Here is a 24544-nt window from a genome sequence, read left to right as displayed (position 1 = left end):
CCTGCGGTTGATATTAGTCGGAGGTGTTTTCGTCATCACCCGGCTATCCATCCCCACCGTGTAGACGGATGGGGAATTCCGCCGAATTAGTTAAAATAAGTTAGGACTTACGCAAAAAACCTCTCAAACTCTCATTCCTCCCTTCGGGTTCGCAGTCGCCTACGGAGGGAAACCCTCCTACAGCGCTGTCTCACCGTGTCGCGCCAGTTGCTTCAAGTCGGGGAACCGCAAGGGCGCACTGGCTTCTCTGTGTCTGGAGTGGTTCGTTCTTTCATAACCCGTACGTAAGTCCTGTAAGTATCAAAAACCTTAATCATTTGCAGCAACAACGGCTGCCATTATCTGCTCAACAGTCCAGCGATCAAGATAGCGAATTCTATTAATAAACAAAGCGGGTGCAGTCTCCACTCCACTTCGTAGTCCACCTTCGATGTCCGCATTGATCCGATTGACATACGCTCCCTTGGATAAATCCTGCAAAAATTGAGAAATATCAAGTCCTGAACGATTGGCATACTCCACTAGATAGCCATTTCCCAACTCCTGTTGATGGATAAACAGCATCTCATGCATTTGCCAAAACTGCCCTTGAGCCGCAGCGGCTTCCGCTGCTTCCGCTGCTCGTTGAGCATGTGGATGAATCTGTACCTGAGGAAAATGACGGAAGATAAAACCTAAATTGTTTTCTCCAAACGAAACCTGCAATTGCTGCCCGGCAACTTTAATCAATCGATAGACGTTGGCACTTTTAAAACATTCATAATCTCCATACATGACGAATACTACAGCAGCATTCAGTACACCTTGGATATGATCCTGGGTTGAAGGCGGAATGAATAAAGAACGATTATCACGGTTGTAAGTCATCTTTCGGTTTGTATTAAGCAAACTTAAGCCTCACAACCCTACTGCGCTAACTTGCTATGGATTCAATATAGACAATTGACCCTCTGTTGTCGTCCACTCTGGGTTGACATTTTTGTATAATCGAGTGATGGATGAACCTGTCCATCTCGCAGTGGAAGGTTGTCTCCAACTAAAGTTGGAGTCTAAAGCCAATGGCACTAAGATAAGTCCAAAGTCTTGTGTTGCCTCGTTAAGAGCCTGGAGGCTGGGAACCCATTGTGAGAGGCTCCGCCTCCTCTTTGTTGACCAGAGGCAGAGCCTCTTGGAACTTGTTCCCAGTCTTCAGACTGGGAACAAGATTACACAAGCTTTTCGGCTTTTCTTAGTGCCATTCGAGTCTAAAGTCAATCTAAAGGGAAAATTTTCCCCCACTTACAAACTGACAATCCCACGTTTAACAGCAGTAATCACGGCTTGTGTGCGATCGCTCACGCCCAGTTTACTCAAAATGCGATTCACATGCGATTTGACAGTGCTTTCACCAATACTCAAAACAGTCCCAATTTCTTGATTACCCATTCCTTGTGCCATTAAACGCAGCACTTCCAACTCTCGTTCAGTGAGTTCTGGATTGCTCATTCGCTGCAATAATTTTGCCCCCACTTCTGGTGGGATATATTTCTGACCATTATGAATGGCGCGAATTGCATTCAAAAGCTCGCCAAGTTTAGAATCCTTAAGCAGATAGCCTTGAGCACCCGCCTGTAAACCGCGATAAATATCTTCATCGCCATCATAGGTTGTGAGTACCGCGATCCGAGCCTGCTTAAATTCAGCACAAATCGCCATAATGGCTTCAACACCTCCCATTTTGGGCATTCGTAAATCCATTAGTGTGACATCAGGTTGGTATTCTCGAAACGCGTTGATTGCCTGTTGCCCATCTTCCGCTTGAGCAATCACTGTCATTTCTGGATCGCGGTTAATGATGGTTGCTAGACCCTTTCTGACTACGGCATGGTCGTCAACAATCAGCACCCGAATCGTAGTGGATTGGCTCATTGTAATTCTCACTCTCGATTGATAGTGACAATAATTTCTGTTCCCTGTCCCGGTTGGCTTTGAATCGTTAGTTGTGCGCCGATGTGCTCTGCTCGTTCGCTCATTCCTAATAAGCCAAACCCACTGCTCAAAGGAATGCTACCCACTCCAAAGCCCCTGCCATCGTCTTTAATCTGTAAGATACACTGTGTCTCGTTGTACACCAACTCAACCCGAATTTTGCCAGCACTTGCGTATTTAATCGCGTTGGTTAATGCTTCCTGCCCAATTCTGAGTAAGTTATTTTCCACTTCAGTTGGTAAGGAATAGGCTATACCCTGAGTTTCGCAAATCAGAGCCGTGTCGGTCGTCGATCGCATTTGAGCCACAATCCGATGCAGGGCACTCTCTAAATTACCTTCTTCTAGTAGCCGCGGACGGAGTGCTGATACGGATCGCCGTGCCCCTGCCAGCCCAGCGCGTGCTAGTTCCTCAATCATTTCTAGATGTACTTGGGTTGCTTCCGGGTCATCCGTCAGCACTTGTGTTGCTGCTCCAACCTGAAGCAGAATACCTGTGAAGGATTGAGCAAGTGTATCATGAATTTCTCGCGCCATCCGGTTACGCTCTTCTAAAATGGAAGCGTGCTCAGCTCGTTTGCGTTCACGCAGTGCAGCGTTTCGCTGTTCGCTAATGTCTGTGATCAGACTGTAGAAGCCTCTGACTTGAGCATTGTCATCGAAATCAGGGATCAAGGTTGCGCTGATGCACCGCTTACCAAGCGGAAAAGGGATTTCTGCTTCTAGAGGTACAGTTTGTCCTTCAAACACCTGATTAATGTACGGTTCAACCCGTTGATAAACCGTTTCACCGAGAAGTTGGCGAACAGGATTGCCCAGAATTTCATTGCGGCTACGGTTAAACCAAACCTCATAGGTACGGTTGATGAATTGATAACACCGATTGGCATCTACATAGCTGATGAGAACTGGTAGAGCGTCGGCAATCAGTCGTAATTCCTGTTCTCGTAAGCGAAGCTCGTTGAAGACATCGCGCAGTTCTGCTTCGCTTTGCTGTAAAGCTGCCGTTCGTTCTGCCACCTGAAGTTCCAGGGTAAGGTTGTATTCGGTTAACAGTTTCTGTGCTTGTCTGCGCTCTGTGATGTCTTGAAAAGCTACGATCGCATAAGCCACGTTACCCTGTTCGTCAAAAACTGGAGTTCCCCATGCCTCAATTGGAATAGTTATGTCGTTTCGGCGAATTTCCATGTCATCAACCGTCGTGCGTTCACCGCTTAATGCACGGACAATTGGCAGTTGGTCACTTGGATATTTTTCATTTGTTCCCGCTCGATAAAACTGATAAACCTCTGCATATTGATCTGGTGTTACGGCAGGATCAACACCTTTGCCCACTAGCTGAATTCTCCGTTGATTGGCATAATAAGGGTGTCCCCTTGCATCTAATACTGCAATGGCTACTGGAACTGCTTCTAGAAATTGAGCCATTCTACTTTCGTTCTTTTGTAGGTTTGAGTAGAGCTTGGCATTTTCAATCGCGATCGCTGCTTGAGTAGATAGAAGATTCAGAAGTTGCGATCGCTCGGGTGTAAATACCCCAGTTGCTAGTTGATTATCCAGATACAATACACCGACGAGCTTACTTTGGTTTAATAGTGGCAAGCAAAGGATAGATTGGGTTTGGTGGCGTTGAATATAGGGATCATTGATAAAATTCCCTTCAAGAGTAGCATCATTGAGAATGACCGACTCATGAGTCCGAATCACATAATGAATGATCGATTCAGGTAAACGATCTGCCATTGGCATTGATCGCATTATTCGTGTAGTACAAACCTCCTCATCCTGATTGAATTCACAAGCAGCCTCGATTTTCCATTCGCCTGCATTTTCCAAAAGTAAGCATCCGGTTTGGGCACCCGCATTCTCAATTAATATCTGCATCAAGGAATGGAGTAACTGATCTAGTTCAATTTCACTCGAAATCGCTTGAGATGTCTTCATTACCGTTGCTAAATCGAAAGCAATGGATGAGGTATTCAAGGTAGTTCCAGTAGTGGTGCGAATTGGTGTGTTAGCTATAGCCAGCGAGTTAGGGAAAAACTGTGGATAACGAGTCTCTAAATCGTTGACCTTTGCCGTTGCTCCCCAGCGTTGATAGCAGTAGTGAGCTTCTTTCATGTAGAGCTGGGCAAACTTTTCTCGACTACGTGCCAGATAAAATTTGGCGGCTAACTCATAAGCTAATGCTTCTTCTTGGATATATTCATTTTCCTTTGCTCCCTGAATTGCTTGCTCATAAAATTCTTCTGCCTCAAGCAACTGATCCAAAACTCGTGCAGTCTCTGCTTGTACCAAATAGTATTTATGCAAATAATTCATAGGCGCGTGATGTGCCCATAGCCGCATTTTCTCCTGGCTAATCGCAACTTCTTTGAGAATTTCTTGTTGTACTTGAGTGTCACTTTCAGAATACACTGCGAGTCTTGCTAACGCGCTGTAGAAGTAGCACAACGGAACGTGGGGTGTCGCAGCAACACGGAGCACATAATGCTCCGCTACAATTGCATTCTCAGATGCTTGAGTGTACTCGGAGAATAAGTAGCACAAAATAAGTTTATTGAGATGCACTAGAAAGAGTATGACTCCATCCGTTTCGTGGTGTGCTGGTCTTTTTTCCTCATTGTAAGATTCCCCAACAAGACGTAATGGATTGATTGATCGCCCCATTAAATTCAACACAGATTGCCGAAATATTTGAATCCAGGTAAGTGATGTTCTCTGATTAATTTGGCGGATTGCTTCACTGTATGTCGCCATCTCGTGTTCAACTTCCAATAGTTCCTTCCCAACAAAGAAAGATTGGAGGCAGTAAGTAAAAGCGCTATAAGCAGCGAATTCTAAATCTCCAGTTTCTAAGCCACACTGATATGCTTCCAGAAAGGGCTTTGATGTTTCTCTAATATGCTCCTGCCAATGGATGATGAAGTTAGTGACGATAAACAATGTTCTCGCTTTAAGCAAGCAGATATCCAGATCGGATAATAGCCTCAATGCAAGCTGCCCAAACTCGTAGCCAGCCTCAATTCTTCCAAGCATTCCACAAAAAATTAATCCAAAGTTGGCATAGGCAAAGGGAGACACAAACGTATTACCGTACTGAATCGACAGGTTGACCTGTTTAAGTACAAGCAGAGGTGCTAGATCAGATGTTAAATGATAAGCAACAAGCGTTATTCTTGATATAATTCGCATTGCTGCAAGCTTCTGTGGATCAACCATTTCTGGCAGGTGAAATAGATCCTGAATCGGTTTCTGATTAAAACGAGATGTGACGGCATTGAGATCAAGCGTTATATCTGATTGATTCGGTGTTTCGGGAAACCTGATTCCTAGTTGCTGCAACACTTGCAATGCTGTATGGATTGCATCTAATAGCTGACCCTGTGCAATGGCAGTTTGAATTTTGACTTCGTAAACTTTCACGCTATCGAGAACTGTTTTAGCGTTCTGCAAAACAGCCTCTGCCCAGTGTTCTACATTTTCAAACTCACCACACAAATATGTAACTTCTGTTGTTTCGGTATATAACTCTAAGGTCAAGTTATAGTTTGTTTGCCAGCTAGAATCTGCCAGCCATGCTCTAGCCATCGCCAAATAGTTTTGTGCCGTACCATAAGCGATCGCTGCTTTTGCTTTCTGCCCTGCTATCAAGTTAAATTTGGCAATTTCATCTCGTTCTGCTTGATTAGTAATCAGTTCAATCCCATGATTAAGATGATCCACAATTTCAAACAGTCGATCTGATAGCCGAACTGCCAACGCTTCTTTAAGCAAATTGCGACCAATTTGAAGATGCACTATTTGTTTATTTGACTCATCAATTAGATCATAAGCTGCTTGCTGAACGCGATCATGGGAAAACTTGTAATTCTGAATCAGCAGATTCTCATCTAACTCTGAGGTTGCAAGAAGCAACTCTGACTGAATTACGATTGTGAGTTCTGCAAAAATTTCAACCGCTGGTTGTTCACAGATAACTGAGAGTGTCGCTAAATCAAACTCAGCACCGACACAAGCAGCTAAGGATAAAACCTGTTGAGTTTGCTCTGGAAATTGTTTCAGCTTTCCGATGATCAACTCCACTACATTGTCGGTAATATTTTTGGCTTTAATATGAGTAATGTCCCATTGCCAGCGTAGTTGATTAATGTCAAAGACGATGAGACCTTCAATGTATAGCGCTTTGAAAAATTCATTGGTGAAGTAGGGATTGCCGTTGGCTTTACGCCATATCAGTTCTGCTAAAGGTGCAATCGACTCAGTATGCGTGTGCAAGGTTTCAGCAATCAGTTGAGCCACCGCCCCTAGTCCTAGCGGAGCTAACATTATCTGACTAATAGTAACAGTTTCCTGTTTTAGCTTCTCTAAGGTTGCAATCAGCGAATGTGCTTGGGTGACTTCGTGATCCCGATAAGCTCCAATTAAAAACAGGGCTTGTATGCCACGATCGCTTAAAATTAACTCGATGAGCTTGAGTGTAGCAGAGTCTACCCATTGCAAATCATCCAGAAAGATCACCAGAGGATGCTCAGGAGAACAGCAGGCTCGAATGAACTTCTGAAAGACAAGGTTAAACCGATTTTGTGCTTCAGTTGCTCCAACTTCTGCTACGGGTGGTTGCTTGCCAATAATCCACTCAACTTCTGGAATGACATCAATAATCAGTTGTCCATTACTTCCTAAAGCTGTAAGCAAGCGCGATCGCCATTGTTGCACCTGCTCATCAGGTTCACCCAACAACTGCTGCACCAGTTTTCGTAGTGCATCCACAATTGCGCTGTAGGGAATATTGCGCCCAAATTGGTCAAACTTACCTGAGGTGAAATAACCACGCTTTGCTGTGATGGGTTTGTAGAGTTCCTGTACTAAGGCTGATTTACCAATGCCAGCATAACCAGATACCAACATCATCTCAATATTGCATTGAGCATTTTTCTCATTTCCTATCCCTGCTACTCTCTCAAATGCTGCTAATAATGCTGCAATCTCTGCTTCTCGTCCATACAACTTCTGGGGAATGTGAAACTGATCAGAAACATCTTGTAAACCCAGTTGGATATTGCCAATTTGCCCTGTTTCTCTAAGTTGGGCTGCACAAAGTTCTAAATCTGCTTTGATGCCCCAGGCACTTTGATAGCGATCTTCTGCATTTTTCGCCATCAGTTTGAAAATGATATCTGAAACTGGCTTGTGAATCGTTGTATTTTTTTCATGAGGCAGAGGTGGCTGCTTGGCAATATGACAATGGACTAGCTCAAGGATGTCCGTTGTTGGAAACGGCAAATATCCGGTTAGCAGTTTGTAGAACGTCACACCAAGGGAGTAAAAATCGGTACGGTAATCGAGTAAACGATTCATGCGCCCGGTTTGCTCTGGAGATAGATATGCGAGTGTCCCTTCTAAAATATGAGGGCTTTTGAAAGTCGGATTCGTGCAGTTAAATTGGGTGGCAATCCCAAAGTCAATAATTTTGACAACGCCAGTATCCAGATTGAGGACTATGTTTCCAGGGTTGATATCTTTATGAATGACATTGGCTGCATGGATTCTGCCTAAAATGTCGCAAATAGCGATCGCAAGACCTAGAAAAGTGGATAAGGGCATGGGGCAGAATATATCTGGACACTTGTGCATCCATTGCTCTAAGGACTCTCCCCCAAAATCTTCTAACAGAATCACCAGAGTGCGTTGATAGTCCTGCTGGCTGTATGCCTTGACAACTCCTTCCAGATTGAGCAAACGGGTAATTTTATATTCCTGTTTGTAGCGGGTCAGTTCTTGGACAGAGGGATAGTCAAGCTTTAGCATTTTTACCACGATCCCTACTCCATCGTCTCTGATGCCACGATACACTAAAGAATTAGAACTTTCGTATATCTTGTCTTGGATGGCAATACCAGGTAGAGCAATCGCAATCATAGAGCAACTCTTGAGGTATAATCTGGCATACCTCAAACTATACAGCAATTCTCATAATTAAGAATAATCACTCACCGTTTGTGTAATCCAGAATGAGTTTGATCAAATTAAGAGATTGATAACTAAACTCTAATTTCCGACTCCAGAACTTTCAACAATTTCTCTTCCAAAGCCGTCAAATAAGCCCGCTTCAGCTTACCCAGCGGCGAACACGACAATATTCCTCAACTGTTCATATTCCAGACCTATTAACCTCTGTGTTTCTTTTGGATTTTCTTGAATGTATTTCAGTATTTCGCTCATCTTTTGGTGTCAAAAAACTTATTCTTATGTTCTTTTACCACAAAATATACTATTTCGGAGATGTCTATTTGGGATGGAGCTAGTTATCATAGGTCGAATAAAGTTAAAAAGTTTTTGTTAGGCGTTAACGATCGCCATCAACCAGACGCTCGTACTGACACTCACGGACTCGCTAACGCTAACAGCAGTTCCTATACAGAGGGAACCGTCAGACACTTGTAGATTCGCCCTTGGCGTCTCCTCCTTCTCGCATTCGTGAGAGGCTAGCGCCTACCGTAGGATGCCCGTACCCCTATGGGGAAGCAAGCTACGCATAGCGTCTCCTTTAGGAGAAGGGTTGTAAGGACAACCCGAATTGCCTCACGAATTAGTAATTATTTGGTCAGTTTCTCCTTCGCTCGATAAAACTTTTGTAGCTTCAAAAACCGTATGGGGACTTTTAAAAGTTAGCCGCGCTTCTGGTTTTTGGAGTGCCACCATTGTTTTCACATGTTCGCATTCGTCATCACGGATGTTCACGAACACGTCGTATAGATTATCCACCTTGGGACGGCGAAATTCATGACCTGGTGCAGTCTGAACTTCATCAAACATATAGAGATCACCATCACGATAGAAATTGATTGCAACTTGGGGCGCTTTTTGAGCTTTCAGTTGGGCTTCATTGGTTTTCAAGTATTCATCATAGGTGTGGTAGGCATGACCTTCAATCAGTTCCATTAGATAGTAGGCGTAAGAGGGAAACAACATATAAATCGGCACAACTACCCAGTAGTAAGCCACAGCAACGTGTTGAGCGATGAAGCGATCAATCCAGTGTTGACTGCCCCCCAGTGATTCCATGATCAACAGATGATGTAATTCGTTCCAGGTTTCAGCAAAGTGAACTTTCAACAAGTCAGCTTTGCGCCAGTAACCCAGCGTCTCGTAAAGATGCAGCACTGATAGATAGGAAAAGTAAGGAACACGAGCAATGGTTTCTAGCATATAAAAGCGAGCGTAGGAACGATTTCCGTACACGACATCAATAATGAATACGAAAAAACTGACGATCAATTGAATCAAAACTTTCATGGTATATTCCTCCAAAATCAGAAAACATTACTGATTCACAAATTCTGAGATCCGATAGACGTAGGTTTGGTTTCTTGCGTCAACCCAACACTCACATAGGTTATGGTATTGCTAACTCATCCGACAAATAATTAAGGCTACTGAACTCTAGTCTCAAGCCCCTGCTGCTGCTTCAATAATTAGATTTGCTACTTCAGTAGAATGTGAAACCATTGAAAAAGAAGTAAGGCAGCAAATGGGATAGAAAAGAGTTGGGATTCGACACTTAGGCGTCGCCCTTCTCTACGAAAGGTTGCGCCCTAAGCGTAGCTATGCCGCTGGCTTTACGACGCCGATCAGGCTAAACTTAGGAACGTGGATTAAATAAAATACAAAACTTCATCCTCTATCTTGCTTCCCTCTCCTTTACAAGGAGAGGGATTGAGGGTGAGGTAAGTCAGGGACATAAATTGTATGTTATTTAATTCTTATTCCTTAGTAACCAATCCACCGGAACAAGAACCACGTTTTCAAGTCTGGCAATCCCACTGCACTGATATTTTTTCCACGTTGAAGCAACGCCGCTTTCAGCTTGGAATTCTGAGAAATCAACGTTTTGCCTTTCATCATTTCCTCCCTAAGGAATGAGAATTAATTAAAAATTAAAAATGTCTGCTGATGGGGTTTTCATTTTTAATTTTGCATTGTCCTAAGTTCATCTGCTTTAATCATGCAATAGCAGTTCAATCGATTCTATGAGCTAGCTCATACTTGAAATGGTCTAACGATCGCCCTTGTGCCCATCAACCAGAATTTATCATGTTCCTGCACATAAGTAAGTCGGCTTTACAATTTGTAGTTGGAATAAATCAAGAGGCAAGTGAGTTTTAGCCTAATTTATCTTTCTTTACATAGTTTGGTTTGATTGTACTGACTTACTTAGACCTTTACTGACTTTGCAGTCTTGAGAGTGGGCTGTTTCTCGTAATTCTCGTACTTCTCGTTGTAAAAAGAAGTTGAGAAAGGTACGGATACCAGTAATCGCTGCAAGTTTTGCCACTGCATCCCACGAGGGGGAAATAGCTGTGCCGACGATATCGGCAGCTAATAGAAATTCCAGCGCTAAGGCTAACACCACTCCTAGTTCTAAACGGATCGTTTCTTGGAGAACTCGATCGCGTCTCCAGAGATGAAAGATTTTTCTGAGTGTGAGAATAAGTGCGATCGCAACTGTTAAAATTGCAATGCCTTCCAGAAAAACTTTCAAAAAAATTGCGAATTCTTGTAATAGTCCTTCTGCCAAAAGTGTGAACTTAGAGGTGTGTTCTACACCAGAGGCAGAATCTAAAACAATGGCTATCCAAGCAGCATAAACTGACATACCCATCTAAGCTCATCTGTTTGAATGAGGGTGATGCTGGAAATGAGGCAGTTTGACATTTTTGAAAATACTGGGGTAATTAAAAGTGTGATAGAGTTTTCCAGTCAGAACATCCCGTTTGCCTAGTGTGAGCAGTCGAAACGCCCCCACCGCGATTGCAGCACCCATTGGTGGGGCAATCCAATAAATCCACTGATGATGCCAATTTCCACTCACCAGTGCAGGAGCGAAACTCCGCGCCGGATTGAAACTTGTTCCCGAAATTGGAGCTTCTTGCCACACCATCCCGGCAATTAAAAGCCAAAGAACCAAAGGTGTCCAGCGCATCAGCCGATGATGACTGATAAAGATAAAAATCGTCAATACTAAGAGAAATGTAATCGTGACTTCTGATAAAAATACTATCCACAGCGGATAATTCAACCCAGGCAGCGTCATGCCGTTACTAACGCTTCTAGCATAATCTCCCCACAGGGTCACAAGCAGTAGCACAGCAGCGATTGCTCCAAGAAACTGTCCAATCACAAAGCCAACAAAATCTCGGAGGTGCATTTTGCCGTGTATCCAAAATGCAAGTGAAACAGATGGATTGATGTGAGAGCCACTCAGTTTCCCAATCGGAGAAACGGCTACAATCGCTCCACTTCCAGCAAAAATTAGTCCCGTAATCAGCCGCCGAATACTTGAATCAGGCACAAGCTGTTCTATTGGCAAACCGTGCCCAAAGTTAAAGACGATTGCACTCAAGCCGATGAAAATATTGAAAGCGGCTCCCAGGAATTCTGCAAAGTATTCGCGCCAATGCCACTGATTTGGAACGCTAAAGTGCATAGTTGGTGAGTTTTGTCAACGGTTTTATTTTCTAAAATAAAGCGATCGCCATTCTTAAAAGGCGAAGTTACTTATAAGACACATGGATAGAGCCAGAAGCAATGCGGCTCTTTTGAGTAGTGTTTTCATTGTTCTCCTTGTTCATTTGCTTTGATTATGCGATGGTGTTTTCATCGCGTTTATGAGCTAGCTCAAGTTTGAAGGAATTTAGCCATCGTTCTCAATGCCTAGAGAGCCGGTCCACTAGAAGTAGTTGACGTAAAATACAGAATATGGGTGTTGTTAAAATCGAAGATTTTGATGCTCCGTTTTAATGCGCTCACGTAGCGTCTTTGAAAGAGAATCGCTAAAAACCACACCTAAATATTTCGGACATAATAGGCGTTCTCCCTATATATACGTAGTTGCGTTTTTGTCAACTATTTCTACTGGACTGCTGTTCTAGACACTTTGGTTTGCATTGAGCAGAAGGAGGTAAAGCGAACAATTACTGAGGATTGTCCAAAATTGAACTGTAAGCTTGCGGCTCTTCGATGCGGTGTTGTGCGTACTTCCGTCGAGCCTTGACGATCTCCTGATACACCTTCTTGCGAGCTAAGTTGACGCTACCCAGAGGTTCGTGTTCGGGCAGGGTATGCCAAGCCATGAACGATAGCCCCTCATCCAACCGCTTCCGCTCCTCGAAGTCAAGTTTCTGAGCGGGAACTGTGATGGTTGCAAGCTTGATAAACGGTGAGTCCTTCTCTTCCCACTCCTGCATTGGATCTTCAATTGGAGTTTTTTCGTCGTTGACATAGAGTTGTACCAAGAAGTCAAAGGTTGCATCGTTGCCATCTTCTGTGAGGTATTTGACAACTGCCTCACGTAAATAAGTCTCCGAAGTAGGGGTTGCACCCGGAGTATCTTGCTGGTGAGGTTTGACCGAAAATTTGATCGTCTGAGAGCCTAGTCGATAGGGAGTCGTACTCCAATATTGGATCAGTAGCGGATTTACAACTTGTTTGCTCGTAACCGCTTTGAGGACTTCAAAGGTGGATTGTAGCGATCGCAGTTCTTCTTCATTTGCCTGACCAACGCTTGCTTTCGTCAGATTGGCAAACCCTTGGGCATCGCGGACAAAGAACACCGGATAATTAATCAGCAAAAAGTCTTGGGTTCCCTGCTCATCATCCAGCACTTTTTCACCCTCTACCTGTAAGAGTTTGATAGCGAGTGCCCGAACATCGGGATCGAGATCCGACTTGAACTGACCGCGCTTCTCTACTGAGGAAGCATTAGAGAGCCTCATCCAAAGTGGGTAGGTTTTGGACTGGGCAAAGATACCCACCTTCAACGATTCAGGAATATTTTCCTCAACTTTGAACTCTCCCCAAACCAAGCCGTGACTTTTAGGATGGTCTTTTCGCAGGTCTGGACCCTTCTGAGCTTGAACGTTAAGATCAATATCTACGATGGTATCAGTAGCCGCTTCCTGAGCAGCAGTGTCCAGGATGGTATTGGTAGCCGTTTCTTGGGTAGCAGTGGATAGATTAGATTGGCTCATGGTTCTTTCTCCTTATAGTGCAAGACAGTGTAAGTGTTTGAACGCACCCCAACTAAATCAGAGATTATAGTTGGGGATCCTTTCGCTAACAAGTCCGAAGACTTCTCAGCGTTCCCAGAGTTAGTGGCGTTCTCAGTGTGTCGTTAGGACTTTGGCTGTGCGTTCACTCTAGAAAATTCTTTATCACCCACAATCAGACAATACCAGTACCTAGCCCCAATATTGTACGAAGCAGATAGGTCGGAATGGCACTAAGATAAGTCCAAAGTCTTGTGTTGCCTCGTTCCCACCCTAGAGGCTGGGAAACCATTGTGAGAGGCTCCGCCTCCTCTTTGTTGACCAGAGGCAGAGCCTCTTGGAACTCGTTCCCAGTCTGAAGACTGGGAACAAGGTTCACAAGCTTTTCGGCTTTAGTAAAACGGCTGCAATGATCGGAGTTAGCAAAATCACAGCACCAATAAACAAACTTTGGAGCAAAAAGAAAGGAATTGGGATTTCCATATGTGCTAAACCGTGCAGTCCATGCGCGATCGCATGGATGACCACGATTATTGTCCCATATTGAGCAATTTTCATCTTTCTCCTGAGTCAAAAATTTCAACAGACATCATTTTTTATTGATGACAGTGGGAGTGCAGACCGCAAATATGCAATGCCGATTAGCTTAACTGACTTACAGCGACGGAAAATTGTGGAAAAACCTGTTAAATTAATTTGTTTTACAGAGGTGAACCCGTCTGTCGTAGGCACAATGAATTTCTTTTTGACAATTCTACGATCAAAAGACAGTCTTTTTCTAATTGTCGAGAAATAAGACATTTTTCTCAACAGCCTCACGGCTTATATGCAGACTATTAGCAGGAAAATCAGGATCGGAATAACCAACGGCTAAACCACAAATGATCAATAATTCTGGTGGGATGTTCAATTCGCTGCGGATAATTTCGGGATAAGCCGCTAGCGAAACCTCTACGCAGGTGCCAATGCCACGAGCGGTTAGGCACAACACCAGCGTTTGTAAATACATCCCCACACTCAAAGCATCTGCAACGCCCAAATCTTCGTGCATACAGACGATACCAACCACTGGTGCGCCAAAAAATTCGTAATTACGCAGAAGGGCTAGCTGTCTATTCACTTTATCGTCACGAGCAATCCCCATAGCCCCGTAGACTTGCGCGCCTAGTTCCTGGCGGTAATGCTGGAAGGACTCCGGCAGCCCAAAGCTGTAGGGCGGCTGCTGCTTGGCTTGATTTAGCAAAGTCTCTTGCAGACGATCGCGGCGATCGCCTTGGGCAAACATCAACCGCCACGGCTGGATGTTTGAATTCGACGGTGCGTGCTGCGCTAAAGCAAGGGCTTCATCGAGTAAAGCCTGTGGCACTGGTTGGGATAAGAATTTGCGTGTTGAGTGCCGATCTTTAATAGTTTGGTCGAGATCAAACATATTTTATCAACCTTTGGGAAAAATAAATGTGAACGCTCAACCGGGATTCCTGGAATTTGCCTAATAAATATGCTCTGCTAATCCTTACTTGGATGCCCAAGCCAGGAAGTCACCCCTTGACTTATACAAATTCTTGCGTGGCTACAAACACGGCACGCACGTTAACAGCAAGGGTTCGATCAAAGTCCGCCAGTGTAAAATCGTTGATCGCCCCAATCGCCAGTACACCCGCATTATTCACGAGAATATCGATACCGCCCAATTTTTCCACAGTCTGCTCAACAGCGGCGACTACCGCACTGGCTTCGGCACTGTCGGCTTGGATAGCAAGTGTATGGTTTATGTTAGACACCGAGCGCTGAGAAATTGGATAATTCGCTGTGTGTCTAATGAAAGAAAACTGCTCTAAATTGAGAGCAAGCAGGTGAACAACAGACGATGGTGATTAAAATCATCAAGATAACTCATATAACCTTTTCTGGTTGTTGAATCGTTTTCAATGCCCAGATGCCAATCCAACAGCCGAATCCATCCACAATTAATATCAGGATGGCTGTAATTTGGAAAAGCAGACCCCAACCTGTAAAGGAAACTTGAGACAGATGATCGGGACTAATCACGAGCAAATGATTGTAGATTCCAAAAAGGAGCGATGCTGCTATTGAACTGAGCAAGAGCCAGCTACCAATGCGGTAGAACTGGGTCCAAAGTAAAACAGCTGCAATCATGGGAATCGGAAAAATCACAATACCCACAAACAGACTTTGAAGGAGAGAGAGGGAAACTGGTATTTCCACATGCGCTAAACCATGCAGTCCGTTGATAATCGCATGAATTACCACGATTATTGTTCCATATTGAGCAATCTTCATATTTCTTCTCCCTTAATATTGTTAACTGGCATGAGCCGCGGGGGTGTTAACCATCCATTCCAAGGGTCGAGGCTGAAAATTTAATTCGCGTTTTGCCTTAGCATTCGATGCGCCTCGCATCTGAGTACCATAATAGACTGCATCCGCACCACTAAGAAGTAGAGCATCCTCAACCGATACCTGCGGAGGCGGTGGAGCTTTGAGCCATTGGGCATAAGCTCTTAGCCACACGCGCACCTCTAAGGGGCGATCGTCCGTAATCAGATAAATGCCAGGATTGCCCCGTTCCACTGCTGCAACTGTAGCGATCGCCGCATCTTCAATGTGTAACCACGACCATACGCCTTTGCCATTCCCAACAATCGGGAACTGTTGCTGTCGCACCTGTTTAGCAACGTCGCCATCGGGGGCAAACCAAGTGCCTGGCCCGTAGAAGAACCCATAACGTAGGGCAATTCCTTCTATATTGGGGTTCTCTAGTAAGCGACGCTCAATTTCAGTCACTGTGAGAATGTCTCCTGCAACCGCAGGCGAGGCATCAAAAGCTAGTGGCGTTTCTTCGTCTGCCAATCCAGTACCGGGAACCGCCCAGAATGCGATCGATTGCCTCAAGTAACGGCGCACACCTGCCGCTTGCGCTGCCGCCAGCACATTGGCACCCCCTTCTCGACGGATGCGAGTGTTTAGTGCTGCTGCTGCACCCATCGATTCGCCCGTATAAGTTTTAGGCAGGGAGGTAAGTTGTTCAATCACCACTTCCGGTTGAGCGCTGTTGATGGCAGCTTTGACAGCATCTGCATCGAACACATCTGCGATCGCAGATTCCACGCCTTGTTCAGCTAAAGTTTGTGCTTTTTCTAGAGAACGGGTCAACGCGACTACATTGTGTCCCTGTGCCAGCAATTGTGCAATCAGCAGACGACCGATCGCTCCCGTTGCACCTGCAACAAAAATTTTCATCTGTGAACCTCCTGTTAAAATCTGTGAAATATTTATAGATTAAGACGGGCATAGAATCGCTGGTTGTGACAATGTGAGTTTCAAACTTGAAATAGCGATTGCTCTTTCCACTGATAAACCTGATTAGCTGAGTTCAGCCACGCCTTCATGTGTTATTTCAAATGACTTGTTAGGTTGATGTCAGTGCCGCATTCATTACATAAGCGTCAATGTAAACCTCTAATCGCACAATTTTTTCTTCCTTAATTGTCCAAATGTGAGCCAAATTACAACTGAACTTTTTCCCAGTTAGCTTTGCTACGCCACTAGTCTTGCCGATCGCAACTATTTGAGCGCCAGCTTGAATGTAGTGAGATATCTCGACTGAAGAATCAATCAGCGGAAAAATCTTTGAAAAAAAAACTTTTATCTGATCAAAACCACAATACTGACCACCCCAAGGTAGTTCTTCAGTTTGGTAAAATTCAACATTAGGGGACATTAGATAAAAATAATTAGAAATATCTTTTTCTCCTAAATATATGTAAGCCTTTTTGACAATCTCTAGAGCATTCACTTTGATATTCTCCTCTTTTTGACTAAACCTAATAACATCGTTCAACAAGCTTGATAAAGCTACGCCAATTATCAAAAATTTATTCCTACTATTAAACCGGAATTAAACCAAACTTGAAAGCACTGACAACAGCTTGAGTCCGGCTAGTAACCTGCAACTTTTTGAAAATACTTGTGAGATGAGCTTTAACAGTTGCTACTGTAATATATAAACGTTTGGCAATTTCTTCATTAGAGTTTCCTTGCAATAACCAGTGCAGAATTTCTGGCGAAAGTCTTGATCCTCATCTACAAGAAGTACTGGAAGCAATTGATCCATAGTCATATTAAAACTTTCCTACAAGGACTTCAGCGTTCTGCAAGGAATTCATGGATTGGGTAGTATGTTAACGCTCTCTTTTTAGACATAATTGCTACTCCCAGTTCTTGTACTGCCTAATTAGTGTTGATTGAATATGAAACGATTATACAGTCATGATCTGTAAAACCTAACCCATTTTTAGATGTGAAGCATTCACAAATTTGACTTTTCCTGTTTTCTTTTTAGAAGATGCATAGGCACAAAGCGGGTTGTTGTCAGACATCGCTATCCGAAATTCTTATTTTCTGCGGCAAAAGAACCATTTACAGTATAGACAACTTCTCTATAAATCAATTTATTAGTTACTGATGGAGTCGTAATTTCTTTTGATTGGGAATTGGGATCAATATGATAATTAACTCCACGGTAAATCAGATTATAAACTGAACCAGTACGACGAACTGGTTGAAGTGGTTTTTGTGTTTTCCTCCTTTCAAGCTGTGATGAGTCCAATTCGTAGCTAAGACCGCGATAGTAAAGTTTCATATTTGCCTCGTTAATTGTGCTCAAGATATGGTTGCTTAGGTAATGAAATGCTTGGCTTTCTTTTATATGAGTGCATTCCAAATTAATTTATGCACTTTTGAGATGTCGATCCAGCAATTAGCGGCTTAAGCTTTTTTTTACAAATCAGTTCTCAGTCATTCTTTATTGCTAAATAATTAGTTGGTCTGAACTGCTCGAATACTTCCTTATACGATTTGATAGGATAGAGGTAACCGGCAGGAGTAATACGAAATAAGCTCATGTTTATATTATTAAAAAAATAGTAGAAGTCTTGAAAAAAAGTTCGAGTATCAATATTACATCCCCCAAACTCAAAACTAACTACATTAATTGCTTGTTTAAGGAACATTTCAGATGCACCTATAAGGACATCTAGCTCATGCCCTTCAACATCCAGCTTAAGCAAATCTATCTGCTGAACATTATTTTTGTTACAATAGTTATCAACTGTATCTACTCTTACAACTTCAGAATCGTCAAAAGTTATACCGAAATGATCGAGTCTGCGTTTAGTGAGAGAAGCTAAAGCTGAACCGGCTTTATTATAATGCAATCTCAATTCGCCTTCTATCTTTCCAAGAGCTAAATTGTTTAAGTTGATCTTACTCTTTAGTTTCGGATCTACATTAGATTTGAGAATTCCGAATGTGTAAGAACTTGGCTCAAAACAATGAACCGAAAGGGTGTCTTCTGGAAAAATTCCTAATATAAGTTTTAGATACTGTCCTTGATTGGAACCTACATCAAAAATACAGTAAGGGGCTTTTTGCTTTTGATATACAAAATCCAGCACTGCACTCTCACCACTAGATTCAACACTAGCTCCGCAACCAAATCCCATCCAGAATTGAGCGCAAGCAACAGCCTTCTCTAACAAATCTTGTGTAAAACGGTTTCCTGCAAATTTGGTAAGAGTTTTTCTTAACATCGACATCTTCAAGTCTCCTTTATTTTTGCATGGCTCTTGGGCAGAACTCACAGTCAAACAGGGTCTTGATTATAGCTTGACCTTAACGTATCTGGACGGCGGCGTTTAAAAATGACTTTTATCCCCAATTTCCGAATGGCACTAATAAAAACTCTAAATAGCGACCTCAGCAGATAAACTCAGGGTACGTCAACGTCAGAATGCTCCCGGCTTGCTTTTCCCAGCGCGATCGCACTTGTAAGCCTTGCTAGCTGCACAGTTGCTCCCTTCAACAGTGAGTCTGGGCGTTGGCTTGGCAGAGTTGGCAGTAAACTACAGAGATATGCCTCCGGCACGCTACGCGATCGCAACTGTAGCGCGAAAGAACGAATAAAAGCTTAATCGTAAAGGGGATATTTGAGCGCGATCGGCAACCAGGAAGATGAGCAAACACACAGCCCAATGCCTGCCTTATTTACACAATTGAATTAAAAGTATGAGGAATTAAAAATGTGGCTGACCAAGGTTGATCATATACAACTAACCTATCCTGTAGAAGTTGAAGAAAAAATAGTAGAATTTTATACAAAAATTCTGCTCCTCCCAGAAATTGAAAAGCCGCTCTCACTCAAGGCAAACAGGGGAAAATGGTATGCTTTGGATAACATGCAATTACATATTAGTAGAGAGCAGGTTAAGAGAACAAGCTCAAAGCAGCACGTTTGTTTTGTTGTAACCAATTTAGATCAGTTCAAGGAATATCTCTTGGCATACCACATCGAAATTGTCCCTGATAAGCAGCCACTGAAGGGATGTGAGCGTTTTTATATATTCGACCCAGCAGGTAACCGTCTAGAAATCACTAAATTTACCGAGGTATAATGTCATTGCACCGAGATAGCTGTAATAAACCTGCAAGATGCCTTCAAAAGGCTTGATTTCTCGTTACCGAACAGAGCTTTTTCACCCAGTCCCCAGTCCCTAGTCCCTAGTCCCTTGCTATAGATATCAAAACCGTCACCGACGTTTTGCCTTAAGGTCTAATTTAATTGTGGGAATTTATAATTACGAATTAGCTATATAAATCGATTCAGAAATTAAATCTATCAAAGAATCTCAGTAATTAACCAATAACTGAAACAACGTTTGCTGCCATTTTTTTAGTTAGTGATCGCCTGCTGCTCACTTGACCACTTTTAAGCCAATAGAAGATTTTTAAATAGTAGTAATAATTATAATTAACTGGCGATTTTATTTTTTAGAAGTTTTTTAAACCAAACTCAACTCAAAACAATTCAAAATATTCTCTTTGCTCCCAGTTAGTTACCTGCTTTAAATAATCTTCTGGTGGCTGATCAGCGACGGACTGCAAAAAGCGATTAATTTCACTTTGTTTCATCTTAATAATGAAGTTTATGAACTGTTGCCCCATTTTTTGAGAAAAAAGTTCGCTTTGGCTCAAATATGAAATCGCCTCTGGCAAACTTTTGGGTAAGGTTGGATTTTCTGTCGTGTAAGGTGACTCTGTTGGAGAGCCAGGGTCAAGTTTATGAGCTACACCATCTAACCCAGAAATCAATTGCGATGCCATGTAGAGATAGGGATTGGCTGCTGGTTCTCCAACTCGGTTTTCAATGTGGGTAGTGGGGTCATCAAAACCGCCTTGTAATCTAATCATTGCCCCTCGGTTTTCCAATCCCCACCCTGCACGGTCAGGGGCTAGGGAATAAGGTCTAAATCTTTTATAGCCGTTAATTGTCGGGGTTGTGAACACAGAAGCAGCATTGGCGTGTTTAAGAAGACCACCAACGAAGTGTTTACCTAAATCTGAAGTGAGGGTTTCGGAGTTTGCAGACATGAAAGCGTTCTCGCCTGTGGTTTGGTCTACAAGGGATTGGTGCAAATGCCAGCCATTGGAAGAACAACCTTGTAGTCCTGGACGACACATAAATGATGCGATATAACCTTGTTGACGGCAGATTTGCTTGGTCGCCATTCGGAATATCATCATTGTATCCGCAGCTTGCAATGCAGGAATCGGGTCAAAGGTAAATTCAAATTGACCGGCACCCCCTTCGTTTTCTACACTCCTTAAAGGCAATCCCATTTCAACTAAGTTTTCTGCCAAAACGCGTAGCAAATCGTGAATCTCTGGATTGTGAGATTCTAAAAGGTATTGGAAGCTATGCTCTACGGCGCTAACTTTGGCAGGTTCACCGGGTTTTCCAGAAGTACCAACATTAGCGATCGCTAACATTGGATCTAACAACTTTGCCAGATACCACTCAACTTCTAAGCCGACAATATGCTCCAACCCTTTTTGATGTAACTCTACCAATGATTGCCTCAAAATACCGCGACTGGAAAAGGGCATTAGCTGACCATTTAGAAAGTACTCATCACAGAGAATAAAGCCAGTACGTTTTGCCCAAGGCACAATTTTGAAGGTACGAGGGTCAGGAACAGCCACAAGATTTGGCGCACCTGTCATCAGAGGCATATCCAAGCTACCGCCGGGAATGAAAGGGTTAAATACTATTGCACCACCAGTATCAAACAGGAATGTCCCTGTGCTGATTTGCATACCATTTTCCAGGGCGCTTAAAAAGGCTTGGGGTAAGAGCGACTTACTGCGAACAATGCCATGCTGGTCTGACCAAGCGGTACGAATCAACAATAGATCGTGTTCTTTAATAACAGCCTTGATCTTTTCAGATACTTCTTTTTGGATTTCTGTCCACAGGTGATGACGCTCAATAAACCCGGGTCTTTTCATTTGGATTGCCTAATCATGTTCAACTGCTTGGGCGGTTAGTTTGAAATCAGCCTTCATTAGGCGTTTCCATTCTTGGTGATAACCGCGAATTGCTAACTCATCTGTTACGGGCCCGGTGATTACACCATCTTCATCTATATGATGGCGATCGCTGATGCCAAATCCGCGATTCATCGCCACCCACTCGATTTCTGGAATACTTAGCCCCCGATGACATTCGGCAAAATTGATCATATCGTCAGGAACCCCAAAGCTGGGGAAATCTTCTTGAGTTCTCATCCGCAGAACATTAACTTCATCTGGGACTCCAGACATCGTGGTGGCATATATTGTCAGTTGAGTGCGATCGACAGCTAGCGGTTCAATCACTTCGATTTGATTCCCAACAACTAGCAGATTAGGAAAAATAGTTAAATTCATCTGCGAACCAATGGATAAATCTAACCAATAAGGAGCCTGCTCACCCCACTTTTCTCGAAGCTTTGCTTCATAAGCTTCCCGTCCTGGCTGGGGTCGTTGTTGTTGCCAGAAAGCGCCAGCTCGTTTTTCGTAACTGGGACGCTGATCAATGAACATATGCCCATGACCAAGATACTGCACATACATCGGTCCTTCATCAGGATTATGGGTAAAATATTGCATGTCTTTTTCAGGTTCTAAACGATTTGCCACAGCTAGTAAAGAACGGTGTGAAAATGCGACATGATAACCATCAGCGGCATTATCGTAGGTAAACTTCCAGTTACCTTGATAAATCATTTTATGTGCGCTACTTTGCACGGTGATTTGAGCATTAGGAAAACGGTCAATCCACTGATCTAATAAATCTTTGGCTCGTCCGAGATAAGTGATTAAGTCTGGTGCTTCACAATTCAAAGTCCCAAAGATAAAACCACGATAGCTTTCTACCAAAGGAACTTGTCCCAGGTTAAATTCTCTTGGATGGAAGTCAGCAGCGTAACCTTTTGCCCAAGGAACTCCTGTGAGTTTACCCGTGTTGCTATAAGTCCAGCCATGATAAGGACAGGTAAAAGTTTTCGCACAACCACGAGTTTCACGGCAAACTGTCGCGCCTCTGTGGGTACAACGGTTGAACAAGGCGCGAATTTTATCTTGGCGATCGCGCAGGATAATAATTGGACGATGCCCTAGATTAGATGTTTTAAAATCGTTGGGGTTAGGTATTTCGCTTTCGTGAGCAAGGTAAACCCAGGTTCCCCCGAAAATCCGAATCATTTCCTCTTGGAAAATTCTCGCATCCGTATAAACACAACGGTGGACTCGTTCTGGCTGAATTAGATAATCCCAATCATAGCCTTGCTTGATTTCGCCGTTTCCATGCAGCATGGTTAGCTTTTCTCAAAAAAAATTTGACAAATAACTTGATGTAATATTGCTAACTTTAAGCTAATCTCTGTCTCAATTATCCATTTTTTTGTTCCTCATTATTCTATAACTTGATCAATAGCCGCCAAAAGGCAATCTCCCCTTACCACAGCCGTCACTTCCACGTCCCACGGGATTTATTGAGTGCAGTCTCCCTTAAAACTCTTGCAGCTGACGGTGGAATGCCATTTTTAGAACAAGTCTCATCAAAGCAAGAAACTAAGGTTTTCATGACCTTGATCCGCATCAATTAAATTCACTTGCTTGAGAGCTATTTTCCATTTGCCTTGCTGCTGGTGCAACCTGTGTTCATACCAGCCAGCAAAGGTTTGTGTCCGCCCTTGGCGAAATTCATGGATGAGAAAGTTGGAACGAATTTTGACCTCTTCTTCCTTTGCACACGAAAATATTTCAATGTTACTAATTATTCGACTAGTACGCGATCGCGGTGTTTGAGCATAAGCAAAACCACACTGTAACCAAAATACCTTATCTTCCAAGCGTCTGTAGTCATCGAAAGCGATGGATACTTCTTTTCTCGGATCTCCACCACCTGGAGTGCTGGGAATCCAATAAAGGCATTTGCTAGTAAATAACCCCAACCAATCATTAAATTTTCCATCATCCAGTAACCGTGCTTCCATAAACAGCAACGCTTTGCACTCTAATTCAATTGATTGATTAACTGGTTTTCCTCCATTCTCCCACTCTGAAAGTCTTTTAATTAATTCACTATAAAATATTTCATCCATGTCATAGGAATATTATGAACTTTTGGTGTTTTCTTCTTTGCTAACTGACACAATTTACTTCTTTTAATACCAAAATATTATCTGACATTAGTTTAGACTAACTAATGACAAAAGCGTCACATCAAGGGATTGTGGCGCTAAACAGAAAGACTATCATTTTAATGAAAGCAAGTGTCTGAATAAAGTTATTCAGGGAATAACACATTATCAATGACATGGATAATACCATTGTCAGCTTCCACATCTGAAGTCACAATGTAAGCATCATTTACCTTAAGATTATTCTCAGCATTAACTTTGATATCTTTTCCCTCACTTGTTGTTAGCTTTTGTAATTGAACTAAATCAGTCGCATTAATTTTGCCAGTAACCACATGGTACTCTAAAACCTTTCTTAACTTAATTACATCCTGTAGGAGTTCTTCTACGGCTCCTGATGGGAGTTTAGAAAAGGCTTCGTCTGTTGGTGCAAAAACAGTGAATGGCCCATCTCCTTTAAGGGCAGTATCAAGACCAGCAGTAGTAATAGCTGTTACCAAGGTGTTGAAAGAACCTGCATTAATTGCAGTATCTATAATATCTGGCATTTGATGTCGCCTCAATTGTTGTAAAAACTTGATGTTAAAAGATTTAACACATAAATGTATTTTTAGACTATAAACCTAAGCTAGATTCAATTGAAGAATGTCTTCTGTCCAAACTACAGCCCAATCACAGTGCTTTCAGATATCAGTGTTAATTCCTTAGCTGACCTTGCAACATAAGTAAAGCTAATTAATCAGTTAAACATGTAAGAGGAAATCTCGCACCAGAATATCATTATGCTGTGGTTGCAAAGAATTTTGTCAAAAAATTGAGTGAGAATCGAACTAAAGGAATATCTCGTTTGACTATGACTGCAACTACTACTCCAGTTTGAACTGATAATATAGCAATCGCCAGTATTGTTAGGACGAAAGTTGTAGAACATGCTCTATGGCGTCCCGTAAACAATCAAAGGCATCCAGACATTTGCGGATGC

General features: G+C 42.9%; 23 protein-coding genes. 3 read left to right on the top strand and 20 right to left on the bottom strand.

Annotated elements, in window-relative coordinates; genetic code table 11:
- Positions 1 to 309: 309 nt before the first annotated feature.
- The 3 genes from V7K35_RS13470 to V7K35_RS13460 form a co-directional block, all read right to left on the bottom strand.
- Entirely contained in the window at positions 310 to 867 is a 558-nt protein-coding gene (locus tag V7K35_RS13470) for a DsbA family protein (protein ID WP_335079700.1), read from the bottom strand.
- 411 nt (positions 868 to 1278) lie between these two features.
- Positions 1279 to 1908 carry a response regulator transcription factor gene (locus V7K35_RS13465; RefSeq protein WP_335079697.1) on the bottom strand — a complete coding sequence of 210 codons (630 nt, stop codon included), beginning with the start codon at positions 1906 to 1908 and terminating at the stop codon, positions 1279 to 1281.
- A gap of 8 nt (positions 1909 to 1916) precedes the next feature.
- Positions 1917 to 7889 (bottom strand): AAA family ATPase, encoded by a 5973-nt coding sequence (locus V7K35_RS13460; protein ID WP_335079695.1) that lies wholly within the window; start codon positions 7887 to 7889, stop codon positions 1917 to 1919.
- Positions 7890 to 8252: 363 nt separating this feature from the next.
- Between V7K35_RS13460 and V7K35_RS13455 the strand changes: the two genes are divergently transcribed.
- A complete protein-coding gene (locus tag V7K35_RS13455; RefSeq protein WP_335079693.1) occupies positions 8253 to 8414 on the top strand; it encodes a hypothetical protein in 162 nt (53 codons plus the stop codon).
- 138 nt (positions 8415 to 8552) lie between these two features.
- Here V7K35_RS13455 and V7K35_RS13450 read toward each other — a convergent pair whose 3' ends face one another.
- The gene (locus V7K35_RS13450; protein WP_335079692.1) at positions 8553 to 9266 is read right to left on the bottom strand and encodes an alternative oxidase; all 714 of its coding nucleotides are present in this window, start codon (positions 9264 to 9266) and stop codon (positions 8553 to 8555) included.
- Positions 9267 to 9719: 453 nt separating this feature from the next.
- On the opposite strand from V7K35_RS13450, the gene V7K35_RS13445 reads away from it, so the two are divergent.
- Positions 9720 to 9893 carry a hypothetical protein gene (locus V7K35_RS13445; RefSeq protein WP_335079690.1) on the top strand — a complete coding sequence of 58 codons (174 nt, stop codon included), beginning with the start codon at positions 9720 to 9722 and terminating at the stop codon, positions 9891 to 9893.
- A 259-nt stretch (positions 9894 to 10152) separates the two neighbouring features.
- On the opposite strand, the gene V7K35_RS13440 is transcribed toward V7K35_RS13445, so the two are convergent.
- From V7K35_RS13440 to V7K35_RS13385, 12 genes are all read right to left on the bottom strand, one after another.
- Positions 10153 to 10626: a DUF1622 domain-containing protein gene (locus V7K35_RS13440; RefSeq protein ID WP_335079688.1), complete on the bottom strand. Its 474-nt coding sequence runs from the start codon at positions 10624 to 10626 to the stop codon at positions 10153 to 10155.
- A 12-nt stretch (positions 10627 to 10638) separates the two neighbouring features.
- Entirely contained in the window at positions 10639 to 11457 is an 819-nt protein-coding gene (locus V7K35_RS13435) for an MIP/aquaporin family protein (RefSeq protein ID WP_335079686.1), read from the bottom strand.
- 487 nt (positions 11458 to 11944) lie between these two features.
- Positions 11945 to 13000, bottom strand: a complete 1056-nt coding sequence (locus V7K35_RS13430; RefSeq protein ID WP_335079685.1) for a catalase family protein — start codon at positions 12998 to 13000, stop codon at positions 11945 to 11947.
- Between the two features lie 393 nt (positions 13001 to 13393).
- Positions 13394 to 13576 (bottom strand): hypothetical protein, encoded by a 183-nt coding sequence (locus tag V7K35_RS13425; protein WP_335079683.1) that lies wholly within the window; start codon positions 13574 to 13576, stop codon positions 13394 to 13396.
- A gap of 220 nt (positions 13577 to 13796) precedes the next feature.
- Positions 13797 to 14447, bottom strand: coding sequence for a nitroreductase (locus V7K35_RS13420; RefSeq protein ID WP_335079681.1), 651 nt, complete (start codon positions 14445 to 14447; stop codon positions 13797 to 13799).
- A gap of 121 nt (positions 14448 to 14568) precedes the next feature.
- Positions 14569 to 14799, bottom strand: coding sequence for an SDR family NAD(P)-dependent oxidoreductase (locus V7K35_RS13415; RefSeq protein ID WP_335079679.1), 231 nt, complete (start codon positions 14797 to 14799; stop codon positions 14569 to 14571).
- Between the two features lie 112 nt (positions 14800 to 14911).
- Positions 14912 to 15319 (bottom strand): hypothetical protein, encoded by a 408-nt coding sequence (locus tag V7K35_RS13410; protein ID WP_334797760.1) that lies wholly within the window; start codon positions 15317 to 15319, stop codon positions 14912 to 14914.
- Positions 15320 to 15340: 21 nt separating this feature from the next.
- Entirely contained in the window at positions 15341 to 16279 is a 939-nt protein-coding gene (locus V7K35_RS13405; RefSeq protein ID WP_335079677.1) for an NAD-dependent epimerase/dehydratase family protein, read from the bottom strand.
- Between the two features lie 169 nt (positions 16280 to 16448).
- The gene (locus V7K35_RS13400) at positions 16449 to 16910 is read right to left on the bottom strand and encodes a nuclear transport factor 2 family protein (RefSeq protein WP_335079675.1); all 462 of its coding nucleotides are present in this window, start codon (positions 16908 to 16910) and stop codon (positions 16449 to 16451) included.
- 16 nt (positions 16911 to 16926) lie between these two features.
- Positions 16927 to 17094 (bottom strand): response regulator transcription factor, encoded by a 168-nt coding sequence (locus tag V7K35_RS13395; RefSeq protein ID WP_335079702.1) that lies wholly within the window; start codon positions 17092 to 17094, stop codon positions 16927 to 16929.
- A gap of 326 nt (positions 17095 to 17420) precedes the next feature.
- A complete protein-coding gene (locus V7K35_RS13390; protein WP_335079673.1) occupies positions 17421 to 17681 on the bottom strand; it encodes a DUF4278 domain-containing protein in 261 nt (86 codons plus the stop codon).
- A 151-nt stretch (positions 17682 to 17832) separates the two neighbouring features.
- Positions 17833 to 18630, bottom strand: coding sequence for an FkbM family methyltransferase (locus V7K35_RS13385; protein WP_335079671.1), 798 nt, complete (start codon positions 18628 to 18630; stop codon positions 17833 to 17835).
- 489 nt (positions 18631 to 19119) lie between these two features.
- On the opposite strand from V7K35_RS13385, the gene V7K35_RS13380 reads away from it, so the two are divergent.
- A complete protein-coding gene (locus V7K35_RS13380; RefSeq protein WP_335079668.1) occupies positions 19120 to 19491 on the top strand; it encodes a bleomycin resistance protein in 372 nt (123 codons plus the stop codon).
- Between the two features lie 403 nt (positions 19492 to 19894).
- On the opposite strand, the gene V7K35_RS13375 is transcribed toward V7K35_RS13380, so the two are convergent.
- From V7K35_RS13375 to V7K35_RS13360, 4 genes are all read right to left on the bottom strand, one after another.
- On the bottom strand, positions 19895 to 21385 hold the full coding sequence (locus V7K35_RS13375) for a glutamine synthetase family protein (protein WP_335079666.1): 1491 nt from the start codon (positions 21383 to 21385) through the stop codon (positions 19895 to 19897).
- A 9-nt stretch (positions 21386 to 21394) separates the two neighbouring features.
- The gene (locus V7K35_RS13370; protein WP_335079664.1) at positions 21395 to 22732 is read right to left on the bottom strand and encodes an aromatic ring-hydroxylating oxygenase subunit alpha; all 1338 of its coding nucleotides are present in this window, start codon (positions 22730 to 22732) and stop codon (positions 21395 to 21397) included.
- A gap of 245 nt (positions 22733 to 22977) precedes the next feature.
- Positions 22978 to 23523, bottom strand: a complete 546-nt coding sequence (locus V7K35_RS13365) for an aromatic-ring-hydroxylating dioxygenase subunit beta (protein ID WP_335079662.1) — start codon at positions 23521 to 23523, stop codon at positions 22978 to 22980.
- 185 nt (positions 23524 to 23708) lie between these two features.
- Positions 23709 to 24110, bottom strand: a complete 402-nt coding sequence (locus V7K35_RS13360) for a fasciclin domain-containing protein (RefSeq protein ID WP_335079659.1) — start codon at positions 24108 to 24110, stop codon at positions 23709 to 23711.
- Between the last annotated feature and the right edge of the window lie 434 nt (positions 24111 to 24544).

Source organism: Nostoc sp. (genome assembly GCF_036917275.1).
Lineage (GTDB): Bacteria > Cyanobacteriota > Cyanobacteriia > Cyanobacteriales > Nostocaceae > Nostoc.
This window is presented reverse-complemented; position numbering and strand designations above follow the sequence as displayed.